General features: G+C 51.7%; 18 protein-coding genes. 3 read left to right on the forward strand and 15 right to left on the reverse strand.

All coding sequences use genetic code 11. The features are described 5' to 3' along the window. Nucleotides 1–428 precede the first annotated feature (428 nt). Together HHL17_RS16755 and HHL17_RS16760 are read left to right on the forward strand one after the other, a co-directional pair. Nucleotides 429–980: an RNA polymerase sigma factor gene (locus tag HHL17_RS16755; RefSeq protein ID WP_169225826.1), complete on the forward strand. Its 552-nt coding sequence runs from the start codon at nucleotides 429–431 to the stop codon at nucleotides 978–980. Between the two features lie 41 nt (nucleotides 981–1,021). Further along, nucleotides 1,022–2,260 (forward strand): FecR family protein, encoded by a 1,239-nt coding sequence (locus HHL17_RS16760; protein ID WP_169225827.1) that lies wholly within the window; start codon nucleotides 1,022–1,024, stop codon nucleotides 2,258–2,260. On the opposite strand, the gene HHL17_RS16765 is transcribed toward HHL17_RS16760, so the two are convergent. From HHL17_RS16765 to HHL17_RS16800, 8 genes are all read right to left on the reverse strand, one after another. After that, nucleotides 2,253–2,966 (reverse strand): hypothetical protein, encoded by a 714-nt coding sequence (locus HHL17_RS16765; protein ID WP_169225828.1) that lies wholly within the window; start codon nucleotides 2,964–2,966, stop codon nucleotides 2,253–2,255. The genes HHL17_RS16760 and HHL17_RS16765 overlap by 8 nt on opposite strands. A 21-nt stretch (nucleotides 2,967–2,987) precedes the next feature. Then, nucleotides 2,988–3,746, reverse strand: coding sequence for a LytR/AlgR family response regulator transcription factor (locus tag HHL17_RS16770; protein ID WP_169225829.1), 759 nt, complete (start codon nucleotides 3,744–3,746; stop codon nucleotides 2,988–2,990). A gap of 10 nt (nucleotides 3,747–3,756) precedes the next feature. Continuing rightward, nucleotides 3,757–4,860 carry a sensor histidine kinase gene (locus tag HHL17_RS16775; RefSeq protein WP_169225830.1) on the reverse strand — a complete coding sequence of 368 codons (1,104 nt, stop codon included), beginning with the start codon at nucleotides 4,858–4,860 and terminating at the stop codon, nucleotides 3,757–3,759. 53 nt (nucleotides 4,861–4,913) lie between these two features. After that, entirely contained in the window at nucleotides 4,914–6,332 is a 1,419-nt protein-coding gene (locus HHL17_RS16780) for an efflux transporter outer membrane subunit (protein WP_169225831.1), read from the reverse strand. 23 nt (nucleotides 6,333–6,355) lie between these two features. Beyond that, on the reverse strand, nucleotides 6,356–9,526 hold the full coding sequence (locus HHL17_RS16785) for an efflux RND transporter permease subunit (protein WP_169225832.1): 3,171 nt from the start codon (nucleotides 9,524–9,526) through the stop codon (nucleotides 6,356–6,358). A gap of 19 nt (nucleotides 9,527–9,545) precedes the next feature. Beyond that, nucleotides 9,546–10,736: an efflux RND transporter periplasmic adaptor subunit gene (locus HHL17_RS16790; RefSeq protein ID WP_240975446.1), complete on the reverse strand. Its 1,191-nt coding sequence runs from the start codon at nucleotides 10,734–10,736 to the stop codon at nucleotides 9,546–9,548. 171 nt (nucleotides 10,737–10,907) lie between these two features. Further along, nucleotides 10,908–11,399, reverse strand: a complete 492-nt coding sequence (locus HHL17_RS16795) for a hypothetical protein (RefSeq protein WP_169225833.1) — start codon at nucleotides 11,397–11,399, stop codon at nucleotides 10,908–10,910. A gap of 7 nt (nucleotides 11,400–11,406) precedes the next feature. Beyond that, entirely contained in the window at nucleotides 11,407–12,381 is a 975-nt protein-coding gene (locus HHL17_RS16800; protein WP_169225834.1) for a helix-turn-helix transcriptional regulator, read from the reverse strand. Nucleotides 12,382–12,489: 108 nt separating this feature from the next. Here HHL17_RS16800 and HHL17_RS16805 point away from each other — a divergent pair, with 108 nt between their 5' ends. Continuing rightward, on the forward strand, nucleotides 12,490–12,960 hold the full coding sequence (locus HHL17_RS16805; protein ID WP_169225835.1) for a hypothetical protein: 471 nt from the start codon (nucleotides 12,490–12,492) through the stop codon (nucleotides 12,958–12,960). Here the strand turns inward: HHL17_RS16805 and HHL17_RS16810 are convergent. The 7 genes from HHL17_RS16810 to HHL17_RS16840 form a co-directional block, all read right to left on the reverse strand. Further along, nucleotides 12,957–13,412, reverse strand: a complete 456-nt coding sequence (locus HHL17_RS16810) for a heme-binding domain-containing protein (RefSeq protein ID WP_169225836.1) — start codon at nucleotides 13,410–13,412, stop codon at nucleotides 12,957–12,959. The genes HHL17_RS16805 and HHL17_RS16810 overlap by 4 nt on opposite strands. 208 nt (nucleotides 13,413–13,620) lie before the next feature. After that, on the reverse strand, nucleotides 13,621–14,247 hold the full coding sequence (locus tag HHL17_RS16815; protein ID WP_169225837.1) for a DUF3347 domain-containing protein: 627 nt from the start codon (nucleotides 14,245–14,247) through the stop codon (nucleotides 13,621–13,623). A 16-nt stretch (nucleotides 14,248–14,263) separates the two neighbouring features. Then, complete coding sequence (locus tag HHL17_RS16820) at nucleotides 14,264–14,818, reverse strand: DUF3347 domain-containing protein (RefSeq protein WP_169225838.1); 555 nt, start codon at nucleotides 14,816–14,818, stop codon at nucleotides 14,264–14,266. Nucleotides 14,819–14,850: 32 nt separating this feature from the next. Beyond that, nucleotides 14,851–16,074, reverse strand: a complete 1,224-nt coding sequence (locus HHL17_RS16825; protein WP_169225839.1) for an efflux RND transporter periplasmic adaptor subunit — start codon at nucleotides 16,072–16,074, stop codon at nucleotides 14,851–14,853. Between the two features lie 16 nt (nucleotides 16,075–16,090). Next, entirely contained in the window at nucleotides 16,091–17,296 is a 1,206-nt protein-coding gene (locus HHL17_RS16830; RefSeq protein WP_169225840.1) for an efflux RND transporter periplasmic adaptor subunit, read from the reverse strand. Then, complete coding sequence (locus tag HHL17_RS16835; protein ID WP_169225841.1) at nucleotides 17,274–18,530, reverse strand: TolC family protein; 1,257 nt, start codon at nucleotides 18,528–18,530, stop codon at nucleotides 17,274–17,276. The genes HHL17_RS16830 and HHL17_RS16835 overlap by 23 nt, the downstream gene beginning before the upstream one ends. Next, nucleotides 18,514–20,448 carry an efflux RND transporter permease subunit gene (locus tag HHL17_RS16840; RefSeq protein ID WP_169225842.1) on the reverse strand — a complete coding sequence of 645 codons (1,935 nt, stop codon included), beginning with the start codon at nucleotides 20,446–20,448 and terminating at the stop codon, nucleotides 18,514–18,516. Before HHL17_RS16840 ends, HHL17_RS16835 begins: the two co-directional genes overlap by 17 nt. Between the last annotated feature and the right edge of the window lies 1 nt (nucleotide 20,449).

A 20,449-nucleotide genomic window follows, 5' to 3' on the forward strand; every position in this document is an offset into this window, starting at 1 on the left:
TGAAGACAACAAAAAAAAATCGCTGGCCTAACAACGGGGGAATTTTTTCGCGTTAACTTAATGTTACGCGATTCCAGCCCATAACAGAAAATTAACATGCAAATTGGTGTTTGCTTTCTTTCTTTGCATCTGAGATTTCATAACAACTGATTAACATCTTTTCTTTTCGTCCGATTCGCTGTAGCCTCTAGTTATATGTTATTTTCATGTGGGACTATTATTATTGATATGCTTTAGTACGTTACTCGGTTTGCAACAAAAAAACTAATCAAAAACGCTCTGTGCAGGAGAGCCATTCATCAACGTAACATTATTGCCATGCTTAATTCTATGTCAGTACTTTATGGTAACTGGCCTGTTTATCCCTTTGACGGATACTTTTACTGCATACCCTGTCACCGCTGCATATCAAGACCGAATACACAGCCATGAATAAGTACGAAAATGATATGATATTATGGCAGAAGCTGAAGGAACGGGATCCGGATGCTTTTGGGTATGTGTATACTACCTACCGTAAATGGCTGACAGTAGTGGCTTATGGGATCGTTCAACAGGAGACGGAGTCACAAGACCTGGTCCAGAAATTTTTCGTGGACCTCTGGCAGATGGACTGGAGCAAAACAGGCGCCCTCACTGGTCCTATCAAGAACTTCCTTTTTATCAGTATCCGTAATCGCTGCCTTAATTATATCCGGCATAACGAGATCATGCGTAAACGCGCAGCCCGCTTACAGCTGCCGCCTGATTACGAGCCACCTGCCGATATCCTGGAAAATAAAGAACTGCAACAACACCTGGCCGACGCCATGGCACAATTGCCGGCCGTCAGGGCCAGGGTATTTAAACTGGGTTACCTGCACCAGTTTACCCGCCAGCAAATAGCCAACTATCTGGGCGTCAGTGAAGCCACCGTGAAAACGCACATGGCACTCGCCCTGAAAGATCTGCGGAACCTGCTGAAAAATAAAGTCTATTAATCGTTAGCCCGCCTTGCCAAAAAATGTGTCTTATTTAAGTGATGAGAGCCAATTTAAAAATACAGCAACTGATGATGGAGAAAATCGGTCGCGTAATTAACGCTGCTGATGAAGCCTATCTCGACCACCTGATCGAAACCGACAGCGTGGTGGCCAGCGTATGGCACCAGACATTAGAACTATATTCTTCCGAAGATATTGAAAACGGCTTTAGCCGGTTTGATCACCTCCAATGGCAGGAGATTACCACTTTGCCTGCTGGTGGAATCACCATGGCACCCATGCCATGGGAACAGGATAAGTCATCAGAAGCTGCTATCCCATTCCTGTTACAGGAAGAAACACCTGAGGCCATTCAGCCTGAACCTGCTACAGTAACCCGGCGTATACACCCTGCTATCTGGGCGGCCGCCGCAGCGGTGGTAGTAGCCGCCATCGCCTCCTGGTGGCTGTTTCAACCCACACGGCCTACCCACCAGCACCTGAACCTCGCCGATAAAAAACATGGCGTACAGCTGCAACTGGCCAACGGTAAAGTAGTGAACCTGTCCACAGACAGCGGCACCATCGCCCTGCAAAAAATACAATTCACCAACAATAATAAAACGTTTTCACTGGCAACAAGTACCATCGACAAACCGGAAGGAAACGAAAAGTTAACATTAACCGTGCCCGTTGGTCTCGACTATAAGGTGAAACTGCCGGACGGCTCCGACGTATGGCTCAATTCCGCGACTACCATGCGTTTCTCTGTACCTTTCCTCGGCAAGGAAAGAGAAGTGTTTATCGATGGGGAAGCATTCATCAAAGTGGCCAAAGATGTAGATAGGCCCTTCCTCGTACATACTGCTACCAGCACGGTACAGGTACTGGGCACTTCTTTCAATGTCAATTCCTACGATAACAATACCATAAAAGTGTCGCTGGTGGAAGGAGCGGTGAAAATGAAGGAAAACGGAGAAGAGGTAATGCTCAAACCCGGTCAACAGGCGGTCGCCAACGGCAAGGAAATCCGCATCCGCCCCTTCGACGAAACCGAAGAACTCTCCTGGCGCCAGGGCGTCTTCTATTTCTCTAATGCATCACTGGGAGAAATTGCTCGCGTATTGCCCCGCTGGTTCGGTATCCCCGTTATTATGGACAACGCCCGCATTGCCAGCGAAACCTTCACCGGAAGCCTGGAACGCAGCCAGTCCATCAACACCTTCCTGGAGAACCTGAAGTCAACTACTACCGTGGATTATTACTTCGATAAAAACGGGCACCTGCACTTTAAGTAAGCTGTTGCAAATAACGTAGCCCGGTCATTGCTCCGGGAATGCCGAATGTGGGGAAGCCCAAAGAAGCGGCAGCTTCATCTCCATACAAAAAATTAAAAATAACTGCATATTCCCGGCTATCCTTATGCTGCTGATAAAAAGCTGCAATAGCGGCATCGGAGAAAAATGGAATGCTGCCCGCCTGTATTGCCACATACCTTTCCTGCTTTCCATGGTCTTCCAACGTAAGAGGTTTCGAAGCGGTTAACCAATACAACGTCCGGTAACAACTCTCCAGTGTCCGGCTGCGAATGAGTGCTGCATCATAGGATTCACTGGTCCAGAAAACAGGCACACAGAAGCCCCGGGCCACCAGCGCCTGTATCTTGAAACGGGCATCGTAATCGGTAGTATAACGGTGGGTCCAGCCACCTTTGAGATCATCACAGAGATTTAGCGCTACTTTAAAGACACCGCCAGACGCCAGCGGTCCAAGGGACGACAGCGTATCAGCCATGATATCTTCGGCATGCAGGGCCTTCAACTGCTCCAGCTTTTCGGCGACATGTGCTTTGCCCATAGGATTAAAGCCTCCCAACGGTATGGCGAGGTCACCCCTGGTATTGCCCTGCAAATGTTTTAAATACTGGTGGAACCGCTCCATGCCTGCCGGTTGGTGATACAGGCCGAGCATCAGGTCGATGACTGGTAATACCTCAAATCGCATGTAGTAAATGTAGGCAAAATATCACTTGTCCAGCCACTGTTTAAACAGCGGCACTTTCTCCTTGCTGACCAGCACTTCCCGCTCGGGATCGCGCTTCAGCCTTATCTGCAATTTGCCGTTAAAAGAGTGGAGTATACGGTCTATACTGTGTATACCGATGATATGCTGCCGGTTGGCACGGAAAAACTGAACGGGGTTTAACTGCTCTTCCAGCTCGTCCATCGTCTGGGTGACGACTACGTGCGACTTGTCCTTCAACACCAGGTGGGTAACATTAGTGGCATAAAAAACAAAATCAACATCTTCTACCAGCACGGTACGGTATCCATCCCGGAAGGGAAGCATAAAACGGGTACGGTAGGAGACTTCTTTTTGTTTGAAGAACTCGAGCAGCTGCTGCACCATCTCGGTAGGACCGGCCTGCACAGGCTGTTTGTTGATCTTGTCCAGCGCCTGCCGCAGGTCTTCTTTCTCGATGGGTTTCAACAGGTAATCGATACTATTCACCTTAAACGCCCGGATGGCGTATTCATCGTAAGCAGTGGTAAAAATAACAGGACATTGCAGGGGCACCTCCTGGAATATGTCAAATGACAATCCGTCGGCGAGCCGGATGTCCATCAGTACTACATCGGGATGAGGGTTCTCCCGGAACCATGCTACACTGCCGCTCACAGTGTCCAGCATGGCGTCCACGACAGCATCCGGACAGATGTCCTGCACCAGGTTCTTTAAGCGGGTAGCATTGGGTTTTTCGTCTTCTACGATCACAATTCTCATACAGTAAGTTTTAAAAGTCCAGTAAGGGCAGCGTCACCATAAACATCCCGTTTTCTTCCCTGATATCGGGTGTCTGGTCGGAGAGCAGGGCATAACGGTTCCGGATATTTTCCAGGCCCAGTTTGGTTGAAGGGATCACATTGGGGATACGCTGTGTATTATTGCTGACAGTTAATTTTCCTTCTTCGTTTTGATAGATATGAATGTGCAACGGGTGGTCCCCGGTGGCAACATTATGTTTGATGGCATTTTCTATCAGCAGTTGCAGCGTGATAGGAGGGATGCCGCGGCCGGAAATCTCGTTCGGTACGTCAATCCGGATGTCCACATTGTCTCCGTGCCGTATCCGGATCAGGTAGATGTAGGCCTGTATAAAACGCAACTCTTCTTTCAACGTGATGATGTCATTGGGAAGATTCACGATCATATACCGGTACACACGAGAGAGGTTTTCGAGGAAAGACAACGCGGTGGTCTTATCTTCTTCTATCAGTGCGGACAGTGTACTGAAATTATTGAACATAAAATGCGGGTCGAGCTGGAGTTTGAGGGACTGCAGCTGCGACTGCATCGCTATCTGCCGCAGATCGGCGGCTTTAAGTTCCAGTTCGGAAGCCTCCAGCATGGATGTTTTCCAGCGTTGCAGGAAAAAGTTGCCGGTATGTACAGCGCTGATCAGGATGGACAGCATCACACATACAAAGACAAACTGCCACTCTTCCAGCTTTTCGGGTACGGTAACCGGCTCGTTCTCCCGGGGGCCGAATATAAGCGACAGGATGACGTAAAAAATACTCAGCAGCACACCCACAGAGATGATCTGGCCACAGAGCTGGGCTATGAAACGCCGGATGGGCCATCGTTCCCAGGGGATCCACCGGTCCATCCACCGGGCGGTGATCAGGCTCAACTCTGTGATCAGCCAACAGAAAACCATCATAATGGTGATCTCTATCATCCACTCCTTCCAGCTTTGTTTGAACATCCTGGTCCATGACTCGCTGTAGGGATTTACCAGGTAGGACAACAGGTAGTACAGGAGAAATATCATCGGAATGATAAATATCCGGTAATACCTGTTGAACATTTTTTCTGTTCTGTTATTTTTGGTCATTGCTTGTTTTTAGTGCTTCAACTGGCCCTAAATATAAAGTAATCATATGATACCTATTTCCAGCCGCCGCCGAGTGAGCGGTAAAGCTCCACTACAGCGCTTTGTTGGGCACGTTGCACGGAAGCGAGGTCCAGTTCACTTTGCAGTACATTGCTTTGGGCGGTGATTACTTCCAGGTAGGTGGCCATGCCACTTTGAAACAGTAAGCCGGCATTGTTGGTAGCGCTATGCAGCTTGTCCACCCGCAGTTGCGTCATCTCATGTTGCGCTTTGAGTTTGTCGATCTTCACGAGGGCGTCCGATACTTCTCCAACGGCTGTCAATACCGATTTCCTGAAGTCGATGGCTGCTTTTTCCCATTCAATTTTAGCTATTTCCCAATCTGTCTTTAACTTCTTCCGTTGGAAGATCGGCTGCGTAATGCTGCCGGCTACTGTTTCAAAAAGGCTGCCTGGTATGCTGAACCAGTTGCTGGCTTTAAATGTGTTAAGGCCGGCAGTGGCGGTAATATTTAAGGCCGGGTACATGCTGGCCTGTGCGATGCCTGCTTTGGCGTTAGCCACTTTAACGGCCATCTCAGCTGCCTGTACGTCGGGGCGTTGACTGAGCAGGCTGGCAGGAACGCCTGCCTGTAACGGACTGCCAGTAACAACGGATGAAGGCCGGTTGCTCCGGGTGACGCTGGCGGGCAGCGTACCGGTAAGGATGCTCAATGCATTTTCCTGGAGTATGATCTGCTGCTCTAATTGGGGTAACAGGGCAGCGGCCACCTGCCGCTGTGCGGCGGTTTGTTCGATGGCCAGGTTGTTGATCATACCTGACTGGTACTGCAGCTGCATCATCGACAGCGTGCTGTCATTCAGCGCCAGGTTCCTGGCGGCGATGCCACGCTGCTGGTCCAGCATCAGCAGGTTATAATACCCTTGCGCTACTTCGCTCACAATGCGGGTCTGTACGGCGCGGGCAGCTTCGGTGCTCGCCAGGTAACCGGCCAGGGCGGCTTCTTTCAGCCGGCTGATTTTACCCCAGGCGACTACTTCCCAGCTCAGGCTCACGTTGGCGTTATAGTCGTCCATATAACGGGTACCCATAAACTGATCTGCCATGGAGCCGTTCAAACTGTTCTTGGATGGATAACTGCGGTTGGCCTGTATTTGCAGGTTGATGTCCGGCAGATTGCCCAGCCTGGCGGTTTTGAGCGTTTGTGCGGAGATCTCCGCATTTTTCAGGGCGGTCTGTATGTCGAAGTTGTGCGCGATGGCACTGTCGATCAGCGTTTGCAGCGCCGGATCAGTGAAAAAGGTTTTCCACGACAGCTGGCCGATATTGCTGCTGTCTGCCGGAGCGGCCATGTCCCGGTATTGAGTGGGGATCGTGGTGGCCGGTCTGGTGAACTCTTTGCCCACCCTGCAGGCCATCACCGTGCTGGAAAGCACGGCAATAGCGAACAACAGTGATTTATTGGTAGTCATTGTATACTGATTTTTAAAAGTGTTTATACAGCAACTGCTTCTTTGATAGCAACAGGTTTTTTACCGGTGACTTTTTCCTGCAGGTACTGGAACACGATAAATAATACCGGGATGATGAACACGCCGAGGATAACACCGGACAACATACCACCGGCGGTACCGATACTGATGGAGTGGTTACCCAGTGCTGACGGGCCTTTTACGACCATCAGCGGTATCAGGCCGGCCACAAAGGCGAGCGATGTCATGATGATCGGGCGGAGACGCAGTTTGGCTGCTTCCAGCGCGGCCGACAGGAGCGTTTTACCTGCACGGCGCCGCTGTACGGCAAACTCCACGATCAGGATGGCGTTCTTGGCCAACAAGCCGATCAACATCACCAGACCTACCTGTACGTAAATGTTGTTATCGATACCGGCCATATTGATGGCGAGGAATACGCCCAGGATACCGGTAGGGATGGAGAACAGTACGGCCAGCGGCAGCAGGTAACTTTCATATTGTGCTGCCAGCAGGAAGTATACAAACACCAGGGCCAGTATGAAGATGAACACCATCTGGTTGCCGGCAGTTTTTTCTTCCTTACTTAAACCGGTCCATTCATAACTGAAGCCGGTAGGCAGTTTGGTGGCGGCCAGCCGTTCAACGGCCTTGATGGCGTCGCCGGTGCTGTACCCCGGTTTGGGGATGGCGTTGATGGCGATAGAGTTGAACAGGTTATAACGGTTCATCATCTCCGGGCCATATACTTTCTTCAGCGTGATGATACTGTTCACCGGTACCATCTGCCCCTGATCATTCTTCACGAATATGCCTTCGAGGCTGCCCGGATTACTACGGGCCTGAGGTTCCGCCTGCACCATCACACGATAGTATTTACCAAACCGGTTGAAATCGTTGGCCTGGTTACTGCCGTAGTAGGTCTGCATGGTCATCATCAGATCACTCACGCTTACCCCCAGCTGTTTGGCTTTTACGGCATCCACTATCAGTTCGTACTGCGGGAAATCCGCTTTGAACATAGTGAAGGCTACGCCTATCTCAGGTGTCTGCATCAATTCACCGATGAACTTATTGGCTGTTTCGCTGAACTTCTCCACCGGGCCGCCGGTGCGGTCCTGCAGTACCAGTTCGAGGCCGCTGAAGGAGCCGAAGCCGGGCACTGTCGGGAAGGTGAACACACTAAAGGTGCCTTCTTTGATCGTAGCCAGTTGTTCGGTGAGCACATATACGATATCGTTGATGTCGCTGGTGTCGCCACGTTCCTTGATAGGCTTCAGTTTCACGAAGCCCATGGCATAAGCCGGGCTGGCGCCGTTACTGAGAATGTTATAACCGGAGATGCTGGTCTCGGACTCTACGAAGGACATCTTTTTCAGGATGTTATCTGCACGGTGCAGTACCTGGGTGGTCCTTTCCAAACCCGCACCCGGAGGGAGGGACAGGGAGTAGGCCACAAAGCTGCCGTCCTCGTTGGGAATAAAGCCTTTCGGTGTGGTCTGCATCAGCCATACGGTAGCCGCGGTGATGATGCCGAGTAAACCAAGACCTACCCATTTATAAGAGATCAGCCATTTTACAGCACGCCCGTATTTATTAGTGAGCGCCGTAAAACCGGAGTTGAACGCGGTGAAGAAGCGGCCTGCAAATCCTTTCGGGGCCGGGGCTTTGCCATCGTGACTGCCTTCGCCGGCGTGGGTGTTCTTCAGGAAGAGGGCACACAGCGCAGGGCTCAGGGTCAGCGCGTTCAGCGCGGAGATCAGGATGGCGATGGCCAGCGTAAAGGCAAACTGCCGGTAAAACACGCCGGTGGGGCCTTCCATGAAACCTACCGGCAGGAACACCGCGGCCATGACCAGGGTGATAGATACGATGGCGCCGGTGATCTCGCCCATGGCCGACATCGTGGCGGCTTTGGCCGGAAGGTGCGATCGTTCCATCTTACTATGCACAGCCTCCACTACCACGATGGCGTCATCCACCACGATACCGATGGCCAGCACCAACGCAAAGAGCGTTAACATGTTGATGGAAAAGCCCATCATCTGTAAGAAAAAGAAAGTACCTACCAGTGATACAGGCACTGCGATGGCCGGGATCAGGGTGGAACGGAAATCCTGTAAGAACAGGAACACGATCACAAACACCAGCACGAAAGCTTCTATCAGCGTGGATTTTACCTGTTTGATGGAGATGTCCAGCTGCTCCTTGGTGCTCATGGTCACATTATAACGTATCCCTTTGGGGAACGTCTTCGAAGCATTTTGCATCACCTCGCCGATAGCGGTCTGGATGGCGTTGGCGTTAGACCCGTTGGTCTGGAAGATGGCCATGGTCACGGCATCTTTACCATTCACCCGGTTGTCGGTGGTGTAGTTGGCGGAACCCAGCTCTATGCGGGCGAGGTCTTTCAGGTACAACACGGAACCATCGGGGGCTACGCGGATAACGATCTTTTCATATTGTTCAGGGAGATTGAATTTCCCTTTATAGTTGATAACGAAAGATAGAGGCTCGTCGGTGCCTTCCCCGAATTTACCGGGAGCGGCTTCCAGGCTCTGGTCGCGGATAGCGTTCATCACCTCTGTAGGTGTAACGTTATAGGCCGACAGCTGTTCGGGCTTCAGCCATACGCGCATGGAATAGTCCTTGGCGCCGAAGATCTGTGCCTGGCCTACGCCCGGAATACGTTTGATCTCGGGTATGACGTTGATCTTAGCGTAGTTCTGGAGGAAAGCCTCATCATATTTTTTATTGTCGTCACTTACCAGATCGAGGATCATGATCATCCCGTTCTGTTGTTTGGTGGTGGTAACACCGGCCTGTATTACTTCAGCAGGCAGCTGGCTGGTTACCTGGGCTACACGGTTTTGTACGTTTACCGCGGCCTGGTCCGGGTCGGTGCCCAGTTTGAAGAAAACAGTGACCATGCCCATACCATCGTTGCTGGCGGTGGACTGTATATAGGTCATGTTTTCCACGCCGTTGATGGCTTCTTCCAGCGGCGTTACCACCGAGCGCAGTACGGTGGCTGCGTTACCACCAGGGAAGGTGGCGCTCACCACTACGCTGGGCGGAGCGATGTCGGGGAATTGGGTCACCGGCAGGCGGGTAAGGCCTACGATACCCAGAATCACCAGGATCACCGATATAACGGTGGCGAGTACTGGTCGTTGAATGATTTTATTGAGCATGACTTGTATTACTTTGGGTTTATTTTACCGCTGCTGTGGCAACGGTATCTTTACTGCTGGCGGCGGGTTTCACCACGGCGCCTTCCATGAGGGTTTCTATGCCGGCGGTCACGATCTTGTCGCCTTTTTTCACCCCTTCGTGGACGATGAAGTTTTCTCCGCTTCTGCCTGCCAGATCAAGGATGCGGCGTTCTACTTTGTTGCTGTCGCCCAGCTGGTAAACAAACACTTTGTTTTGCAGCTCCAGTGTGGCGGCCTGGGGCACCTGTATTACCCCGCTGTAGAGTTGTTCTACCCTTACTTTGCCGGTATTGCCGGAACGCAGCAGGGAGGCCGGATTAGGGAAAGTGGCACGGAGACTGATGGCGGCAGTGGTTTTGTTGAACTGGCCATCTATCATCTCAATACGTCCTTTATGCGTGAAGGCTTCTCCATTGGAGAGGATCAGCGTTACAGGACGCAGTTGTTTGAGTTGTTGCTGTAAAGTGGCGCCGGATGCACCTTTGCTGAAGTTCATGAAGTCGTTTTCGCTCATGGAGAAATACGCATACACTTCGCTGATATCAGACAGGGTGGTGAGCGGCGTTGCATCGCCTTTTCCGACGAGGTTACCGATCCTTTTAGGGATACGGCCGATATAACCGCTTACCGGCGCTTTCACCAAAGTAAAGCCCACATTGATACGGGAGGATGCTACCGCTGCCCTGGCCTGTTCTACATTGGCTTTAGCCGTTTGGAGGGTGGCGAGGGCTGTTTTTAACTGCATCTCAGCCATCACTTTGTTATCTACCAGCGGTTTTACCTTGTCCACTTCCAGTTGGGCCGCATTCAGTGCGGATTCCATCGCATGCAGACTGGCGATATCCTTGTTGAGTTGTTCGCGGTACGTCTGGTCATTGATCTGGAACAGTGGCTGGCCTGCTTTCACATAGCTGCCTTCGTCGACAAATATTTTATCGAGATAACCATCCACCTGTGGACGGATGTCGACATTCACCTTGCCTTCCAGCAGTGCGGAATAGTCGTTGGTGGTCATCGCGGTGGTAGTGTCTAATGTCATTACCGGCAGTTCGGGCACAGGAGCTTCCATTCCGGCAGCGGCTGCTCCGGCTTTGTTGCCGCAGCTGCTAAGGGCGGCTGGTACCAGGCAGGCTATCATTAGCCCCGGAATCAGATGTCTGCTTCTTATGTTGCTTTTTGCGTGTGTCATTGCCATCATTTTTTCTTTATAGAGAGCAAATGTGGGCCATAACAGGGGATTAGGGGCCGGCAATCCGGATGAACCGGCAAAAAGGAAGGGTGAACCGGAAAATGTGGGAAATGAAAAAAGACCGCTTGTGAGGGTGGTCTTGATAACTATATCAGGACTGCTGATGGAGCTTTAATGGGTAGTGGTGCTACCCATCCGGAGCCAGTGAGGAATATACCGGGAAACAACCGTTTTACTGACAAACCGGAAAACTATGCGTTGTAATATCTCCAGGCCGGTCATCAGCACCAGCGAAATGAACATCGTAGCTAGACAGGGCATGTGTGGCCGTACACGACCTCCAAACAGGTTACGTACATCGGGCCGTCCCATCAGATACCATACTACTGCGCTTGTCACATAAACGAGTATGATGGTGAGGAAGGTTTTTAAAGCTCTTGACCAGAACGTTTGCGGATAAACGGTAATTATCTCCAGCGCATTTATGATAAAAAGGCAAACAGGGAGATAGAAAACAAAAAGGTTAAACTGTAAAAGAAATCTTGTTGGGCAGGGATAACCTATATTCTGCAGGAAGGATATGGAGGTCACCATCGTTAACCAATAAATCCCGGCAAACAAAACAACAATCAGTATATAGGGCAACAGTCTGCGTAAGGTCATAGGTAAATTATCTTGCCTTATTAGGTGAACAGCCAAACTTCTTTTTAAACGCAGTACTAAAATGCTGAATAGACGAATATCCCAGCATGTCCGCAATCTCGCCGACTGTCTTATGTTGGTCCAGCAGGTAGGTGCGGGCCAGGTCCAGCCGTTGTTCGGCCACAAAACCGAAGGCGGTGATGTGGAACATCTCTTTAAATCCGTGTTTTAATTTGTATTCGTTTAGCCCTGCCAGTTTGGCCAGTGCGGAGAGGGTGGGAGGATTCTCCAGGTTCTGTGACAGGTGCTCCCGGGCGAAGTACAGCCGATCGCGGTCATAGGGTGTACGTACAACGGTGTTTTTGGCGTGATGGTATTCCTGGTAGGCAGCTGCTTCCAGTACCAGCATCTCAATGGCTTTGGAAAAAAGGAACATCTTTTTAATACCGCCCTGATAGCCGCAATGCAGGATCGCGTTGATCGTTTGCTGCATAGGAAGACTGATAGGCATGGAACGGGGGGAGAGTATGCTGATCTGCCCATTCAACACTTTATCAGCAAACCGTTGCAATACTTCATCTGAATGTTCGGTAAGCTGAAGAAAAATGTCTTTGGAAAATTGGAGGATAAAGGCAGAAGCTTCCAGCTCCTGGATATTAAGCACGCCCGGCACCATATTGTTGTACAGCATGTTGTGCGTATTGGCGGTAAAATGCAAGGGCGTCTTTCCCTCCAATGGCTCCATGAGGAGGTCCCCTTTCAAAATAAAATGCAGGTGGACCATATCAACCTCGGTCTGCCAGGTCAACTGGCTGCGGCTATTGTATTCCCAGTTGCTCCTGATCATACGGATACCGTCAAACTGCCAGGTGGATATTTTTCCCTGGCCAAACGGCGCGGATACTTCTGAAGAGTTTTCATGCAATTGCGGCGTAAAGATGTCCGGTTCGTCAACGTTGAATTTTGGCCGTCCATTCCCAGCGGCATCCCATTCCATTGGCATGGTACTTTTTTTACAAATCTAATTCCTTTTTATATAAATAAGGCTCCTTTTAATGTAAACGGAAATGGCGGGTGGCACAGACCTTTGTCTGTATAAAATTACGTTAAGATGAACACCTATTTATTGAGTTTATTGGTGCACATTACCGGACTGGCGATGATGTCCGGCATTGTACTGGCTGGATTTATGGCGAACCGCCGGTTTTGGAAGATTTACGCGTCCGACAGGGTAAGAGCCGTGGCTATTCTGGACCTGACGGCCCGTTTCCCGGTGGCGATGGGGATCGGGATGTTACTGTTGCTGTTGTCGGGCATCAGCATGATGGCACAGGTACACGGCGTTTATGGAGAACAGCTATGGTTCAGGATTAAAATGGTAATGTTCCTGTTAGTGATCATCAATGGGATATTGGGAAGAAGGCTCGGTTTAAAGATGAAACCGGTATTGCAGGCCGCAACATCAGGTGAAAACATCAGCGCATCCATTGAACCGCTGAAGGGCCGGCTGAACCTGTTTTACATTATCCAGCTGTTGCTGCTGCTGGCTATCTTCACTTGTGGCGTATTGAAATTCACCTAAAGTTTTTCCAGCGTACTGTCTATAAAGGCGATCACGGCCTGTCGCTGAGCCGGTGTCCATATGGCTTCGCGGTGCATGAATGTATAAGAAGACAGTGGCATGGCACCGGTAATGATCTGTTCCTTTATCCTTTTGAGTTTGTTGCGTTGCCGTTTGGTTTGGTAGTTGCCGTACTCCTGGAAGTTCAGTTCTTCTTTTCCTTCCCGGACATGACTGGCCAGCCACCAGCCTGCCGGCTGGATGTCTGTATACCACGGATAACGGGTGTGGTTACTATGACAATCATAACAGGCTTGTTGCAATAACGTATGTACGCTGTCCGGCATCGTATATACGTGACTGATATCTGTTGTCATGTCCTGTGGATTACCCTGGTTTTTAGCGGGCCGGTATAACTGCATAGCGCCAAACATCAACAACAACACGCTTGCTATCCATTTGAATTTTTTCATAATGATTTTTTATGCCCAGGGCAGAGGCCCTGGGCTATGTTGATGATCCTCTATAAAGCCAGGTTAGCCGCTACATGGCGGAACCCGGCTACCGTTCGTATATGCCACATGGTTACCCCAAAAAAGAAGTTATAAAGGCAAAAGAACCTGAAAAACATCGTAGCCCAGGGCTTTAGCCCTGGGAATCGGAATGTATGAAAAATGATAATTATTGGATTAATTCCTCCACGTTGCCGCAGGTGGCCATCTTAGCGCCCATGTAAGGATTTTTAATCGTAGCGGATTCACTCAGCCACAATGCGCCTTTGTTGTCGTTGTACATTGGGCAGCGATCGTGGTACAGCGGTTGACCGCCACCAAATGCTTTTACCAGCTCATAAACATCTTCGCTCATCTGTGCAAAATGTTCCCGTTGATGAGCGATGTTGCCAACGTTTTTGCTGATATGTTCGGCATGTTCTTTCAGGTCTTCTTCGTTGTTGGCGTAGATTTTCTTTTGATCTGCCGTGAGTTTGGAAACATTTGCTTTGGCCAAGGCTGCGCTCATGGTCTCGCCGGCTTTGGCGGCGGCTGCATCGTCATCAGCGGCGAGGCTGTTTTTCAGTTGCAGGTAGCCGTCTACAATGCCTTTCATGGCGGTGGTCATGGCCGGGTCTACGTCGGTGAACTGTGGCTGTACCGTGGTTACGTTTGCAGCGGCGGCAGGTGCGGCATCATGATGATGCGCAGTAGCGGTGCTGTCGGTGTGACTGCCCTCATGACTGGCCGGTTGGTTGTTGCAGGCGGCGAAGGTCAGTGTGGTAACTGTCAGGGTACTGATGATGATCGTTTTCATGTGTATACGTTAGGTGTTATTGAATGGTTTCTTTTACTTCTCCGCAGGTGAGCATCTGTTCACCGAAATAGGGGTTCTGAATGCCTTTCTCCGTGCTCAGCCAGTAGCCGCCTTTGTCGTTGAGGGCCATCGGGCAGAAGCCCACATACAGGGTGCCGCTGCTGACGCCTGATTTTTTCACCAGCGCAATCAGGTCATTGCTGAGCGATGCATAGGCGGTACGCTGTGCTTCGATGTCTGCTGCGGATACGATAGCGGCAGCGGTGCTGGCGGTCTGTGCGCCGCCGGCGAGGTCTTTGGCGCCTGTTTCAATAGCATTGGCTGCAATGCGCGCTGCTCCGGCGTCACCATTGACAAGTGCCTGGGACAGCAACTGGTACTGCTGGTACACGGCATTCAGTTGATCGTCTTTCAGTTGCAGGGCTGCGGGTTGCGCGGTGGCAGTAGAGGCCTGTTGCGGCTGTTGCTGATGGGACGAGTCTGTATGGTTGCCTGTGGTGGCGCTGTTGCCGCAGGCGGCCAGCACCAGGGCGGAGAGTACGGGAATGCCCGCTTTAACGAATGATGTCATGTTGGTGATTTTTATGATGAACAGTTGATTTTTTAATGTTGATGACTGGCTGCTGCTGCCAGCGGGTCTGCGCCTTTTTTGAGGATATATTCGCTATACAGCAGGTAGGCGCCGGTTACGACTACTTTATCACCGGCGGCCAGGCCGTCTGCGATCTCCACGGCGTCGTAGTTTTCCATGCCGGTGGTAACGATACGCGGTTCAAACTTGCCTTTGCTTTTTTCTATCCATACGTGTGTGCCTTTACCATCACGGATAACAGCATCTACCGGTAACGTCAGTACGTCGTTTTTACTTTTAACGGGCAGGAGTATATTGGCTTGTTGACCGGGCTGCCAGCGGTTGTCCGGGTTGGGAATGGTGCCGCGCAGCTGCATCAGCTGGCTGCCGCTCTGCAGGGCAGGGTTGATGAACTGAATGGTCATCTGCTGTGGTTCCTGTTCCCAGCCGGCTATCATTACTTTAACGGTCTGTCCCGGTTTTACGGTTTCGGCTTCCGCAGGGTAGAGGTCCGCTTCCACCCATAACTGGTGATACCCTTCGAGGCGCATCACCGGACCACCTTCGGCTACATACTGTCCTTCGGTGACAGACAGCTCTGACACTACGCCGCTTTGTGTGGCGGGGTATGTCACGTACGGATTGACTTTCTGTGACTGCAACAGCTGTTGAATAGCGGCATCTGACTGGTCATACAGCGACAGTTTCTGCCTGGCGCCTTTCTCTATTTGCGCAAAACGGGCGTCGTCGGGAAACTGCCGCGCCTGTGCGGCTGCCAGCAGGTATTCCTGTTGCAGGGCTGCCAGCTGCTCGGAGTAGATGCGGTACAGCGGCTGTCCTTTGGTCACTTTCACGCCTGTTTCCCGTACATACAGCACTTCCACACGGCCAGCTACACGGCTGGAGATAACGTTGGTCTTCTCCGGATCGGTGGCAAGGCGGCCGTTCAGCTGTTTAAAGCCTGCCAGGTTACCGGCGCCGATCGTCACAGTGGTGATGTTGGCAAGGGCTATCTGGCTATTGTCCAGCGTGAGTGAATGGTCCTTGTTGTTTTTGTCGAAGGGTACCAGGTCCATGCCGCAAATAGGGCAGGTGCCGGGTTTGTGCTGTACGATCTGCGGGTGCATGGGGCAGGTAAACGTTGGCTGCGGACCAGCCTGTGCGGCGGGTTTGCCGGTTTCCTTGCACGCGGCCAGCAATACGGCAGGCGCCACAGATACCAGGAATATATTGCGTAAGAATTTTTTTCTTTCCATGTTTTGATGTTTTACGCTATGGATTGGTTTTGATAAAACTTTCGCTGTCTACCAGGTAAGCGGCATTGGAAGCCACTTCCCAGTCGGCGATGTTTGATGTTACCTGTACCATGTCTGCTACGGTGGCGCCGGTTTGCACGGCTACGGGTGTAAAGGCGCCGCCTGTTTTACGGAACACGAGCGACTGATTTCCGGAGTGGTACACGGCTTTGGCTGGTAGCCACCATCCTTCGTGATATACCAGCGGTATGCTGGCGGTAAGCAATTGACCGGCACGGAAATGATGTGTTCCGAGGTATACCCGCACCAGCGTGAAGTTCTGGCCGTTGCGGTATACGGGTTCTATCAGTCCGATGGTACCGGGTTGCATCGCGTTTTTATCATGCACCGGGTAAAACAAGAGGCGCTGCTGCGGCTTTATTTTCGATGCCAGCGCAGAAGGGAAAGAGAATTCCGCCACGAGGTTGTCAGCCTGGTAAATGGTGAACAGCGACTGTCCCGCGCTTACATACTGCCCTTCGCGCAGCATCACGGGCGTATTGGCTGGTGCTGCCGGTGTAGCGGCTGCGGGAGCACTGCCGCCGCCACTGCCCATGCTGCTCATGCCATCACCGGCAGGCGCTGATGTGGCGGAAGGTGCGACGGCCGCAGGTACTGCCGCACTGCTTTGTTCCAGGATATAGCCGTTGGCGTTACTATATACCGGGATACGGTAAAGGATACGCCCCGTTTTCAGCACCTGTTCTACCTGTGCGGGCTGCATGCCCAGCAGCTGCAACCGTTGACGGGCAGCGGAAAGCAACGGGCCTTCCTGTTTGGCTACGAGCAACAGCTCCCTTTGTGCGGCAGCCAGATCAGGGGAATAGATCTCCATGATCAGCTGCCCTTTGCTGACAGGCTGGTAGTTGTATTTGATCAGCAACCTTTCGATACGGCCGCCTACGCGACTGGCGATGCTGGTCTGCCGGCGGGTATCATAGGTGATGACACCGCTTACTTCAGCCGTATGGATGCGGGTGCCGCTGGTGGCTTTGATTACCGGAATAGTGGCAATCACGCGGGCATTGACCGGCTGCGTGAGCGCGGTAATGCTGCTGTCCGGCGTTTGTGCGTGACCGGTAGTATGTGTCTGCGCCGGTTTACGCTGGCAGGCGGCGAGGCTCAACAACGCCAGGGCTGCCACGGACAGAATATTGATATTAACGATATAGCTGTTTCTCATAATCCACGATCATTTCATAGAGTTTCAGTTTTTCGTCCAGAATATTGGACTGCATCATGGTCAGTGCTTCCCAGGAGTCGATGACGGCGGAAAGCGACAGTTTGTTTTCCTGGTAGTTCAGAAAACCGGCATCCAGCGTTTGCCGCAGTGCCGGCACGATCTTGTCTTCCATGGCGCTGATGCGCTGTTGCATGGAACGTATTTCGTACTGCATGCCGTACAACATGCCCTGCGTCTCCTGCAGCATGGCGGCTTTCTCTTTCTCCATGGCTGCCACACTGTATTCCATGGATTTAATGCCCGATTTGTACATTTTGGATGCCCAGGGCACTATCGGTATGCTGATCATACCCATGGCGCTGAAAGCTTTTGGCATCCCGGCACCCAGCGGCTGCATGTGATCGAAGCGTATCCTGAAATCAGGCTTTTTGTCCCGCTTCATGGCTTCTACATTGAGCTGCATGGACCTGATGCTTTCGTTCATCTTGAATATGTCTTGTCGTACAGCCGCCAGCGATGCGGTGTCGTAGGACAGTGCCTGCTCAAATACCGGTTGGTACGTGGTGTCGATATCGAATGACTGATTGCCCGGTGTGTTCATCAGGCTGTTGAGCCAGGAGCGCGCTTTGGCAATAGTGCCTTCCTGCATGCGGATCATGTTGCGGTTGTCTTCCAGTTTGGCCGTGGTTTTATATACACCGCTGAGCTGCGACTGGTTATAGGGAAACCGCACTTCTTCAATTTTCTGCATGGTCTGCATGATTTTTTCATTCTCCTGCAACACCCGGATTTTTTGTTGTGCCACTATCCAGGTGTAATACAACCGTTTGGCCTGCGCTTTTAATTCATTGAGTGTAATGCCACGGGTTGCCATTTCTACATTGCCTTGTGAGGCGATGTAACGCTTTTTGGCAGCCAGTTTGGCCGGGTTGGGAATGTCCTGTTCCAGTTGTAGCATCAGGCTGCCTTTGTCGCGGCCGTCCATGATCATCTGGCCGGGATAAGGCGTCATAAAGGTGCCGGCGCCCACCATAGGTGCCATCCAGGCGGTGGCTGCCTCGGCGCTGTGGCGGTAGCTTTCTGCTTTCAGGCCGTACGACTGTAGCAACACGTTGTTGCTGTCTATTTTCTGTAGAATACTTTGCAGGGACAATACGGGCGCCTGTTGTGCGGCGGCAGGAACCGCTGCTAGAACGACCAGTATCGCTGCGATATATTTAGTGATGTACTTCATGGATCTCCAGTTTTCCGTGCTTACGCAATTCATATTCTTTTGTCATGAGGAAGATCAGCGGGGTGACCAGCAAAATATGCGTGGACGAGGTGAGTACGCCGCCAATCATCGGCAGTACGATGGGTTTCATCACATCGGTGCCTACGCCGTTGGCCCACAATACCGGTACCAGCCCGAAGAGGGACACACAGACGGTCATCAGTTTAGGACGGAGCCTTTTGGCGGCGCCGTAGATCACGTGCACCCGCAGGTCTTCCCGGGTGATGGTCTCAGAGCTGTTGCCTTTTTGTTTCACCAGCTGCTGCATGGCATCGTTGAGATAGATGACCATCACGATGCCTGTCTCCACCGCGATGCCGAAGAGGGCGATGAAACCCACGGCCACGGCCACTGACAGGTTAACGCCCCAGAAATAAATCATATAGGCGCCACCGATAAGGGCAAAAGGCACGGTGATCAGGCTCAGGAAAGCTTCCCGGATGGAATGGAAGGCGAAGTAGAGCGAAAAGAAAATGATGACCAGTACGACCGGCGCAATCCATAGCAGTGTCTGTTGGCCACGGATCAGGTTTTCGTACTGACCGCTCCATTCCAGGTAATAACCTTGCGGCAGGATATTTTGTGCCCGTCCCATTTTGTTGATGGCTTCCTGCACGGTGCTGCCGAGGTCACGGCCACGAACGTTGAACAGTACGGCGCCACGCAGCATGGCATTCTCAGACGTGATCATGGGCGGACCATCAGTGAATTTCACGTCGGCCACGGCGGACAAGGGAACTTCACCGGTGGCCGCAGACATGATCGGAATGCGACGGATACGTTCTACGCTGTTACGATAGTCCTGTGCCAGCCTCACGCTGATAGAAAAACGTTGCCGGCCTTCGATGGTGTTGCCGATGGGAGCGCCGCCCAGCGCGGTCTCTACGGTCTGGTTCACATCGTCCACGTTGAGGCCGTAACGGGCCAGGTCTGCCCGGCGAACGGTGATATCGAGGTATTTACCGCCGGTAACGGGTTCTACGTACAGGTCGGTGATACCGGGTGTGCCTTCCAGCGCCTTTCTCACTTTCTCGGATACGGTGGCGATGGTGTCCAGCTGCTGGCCGTACACTTTCACGCCTACGTCTGTACGAATACCGGTAGCCAGCATGTTGATACGGTTGATGATGGGCTGTGTCCATCCGTTCACCACACCAGGTATCTGTAATTTGGCATCCAGCTCATCGATGATGTCCTTTTTCGTTTTGCCTTCCCGCCATTGTGATTTGGGTTTCAGCATAATGATAGTTTCGATCATGCTGATAGGGGAGTTGTCGGTGGCGGTGCTGGCGCGGCCTGCTTTACCCAGCACTTTCTCCACTTCCGGTACCGACTTGATGATCTTGTCCTGTACCTGCAGGATGCGTTTGGCTTCTGCGTTGGAGATATCGGGAAGGGTGACAGGCATAAACAGGATGCTCTGCTCATCCAGCGGCGGCATGAACTCACTGCCCAGGCTTTTCAGCAGCGGGATAGTGATCACCAGCGCGATCACGTTGATAGCGATGGTGGTTTTGCGCCATTTTAATACGCCTCTGATAATGGGTTCGTATATGCGTTCCAGGAACCTGTTGACCGGGTTGGCATTGTCTGGCCGGAATTTACCCTTCATAAAGAAGGAGATCAGGACGGGCGCCAGCGTGATGACCAGCAGGGCATCCATGATCATGATAAATGTTTTCGTATAGGCCAGCGGGTGAAAGAGCTTGCCTTCCTGTCCGGTCAGCATAAACACCGGCAGGAAAGAGGTGATGATGATGATGGTGGCGAAAAATACGCCGCGGGACACCTGCTTGCTTGACTGCTCGATGATTTTCAGCCTTTCTTCTTCGCTGATCCACTGTGGTGGTTTCTTGAATATCTTTTTCAGCCAGTTCATG

This window comes from Chitinophaga fulva, assembly GCF_012927205.1.
GTDB lineage: Bacteria > Bacteroidota > Bacteroidia > Chitinophagales > Chitinophagaceae > Chitinophaga > Chitinophaga fulva.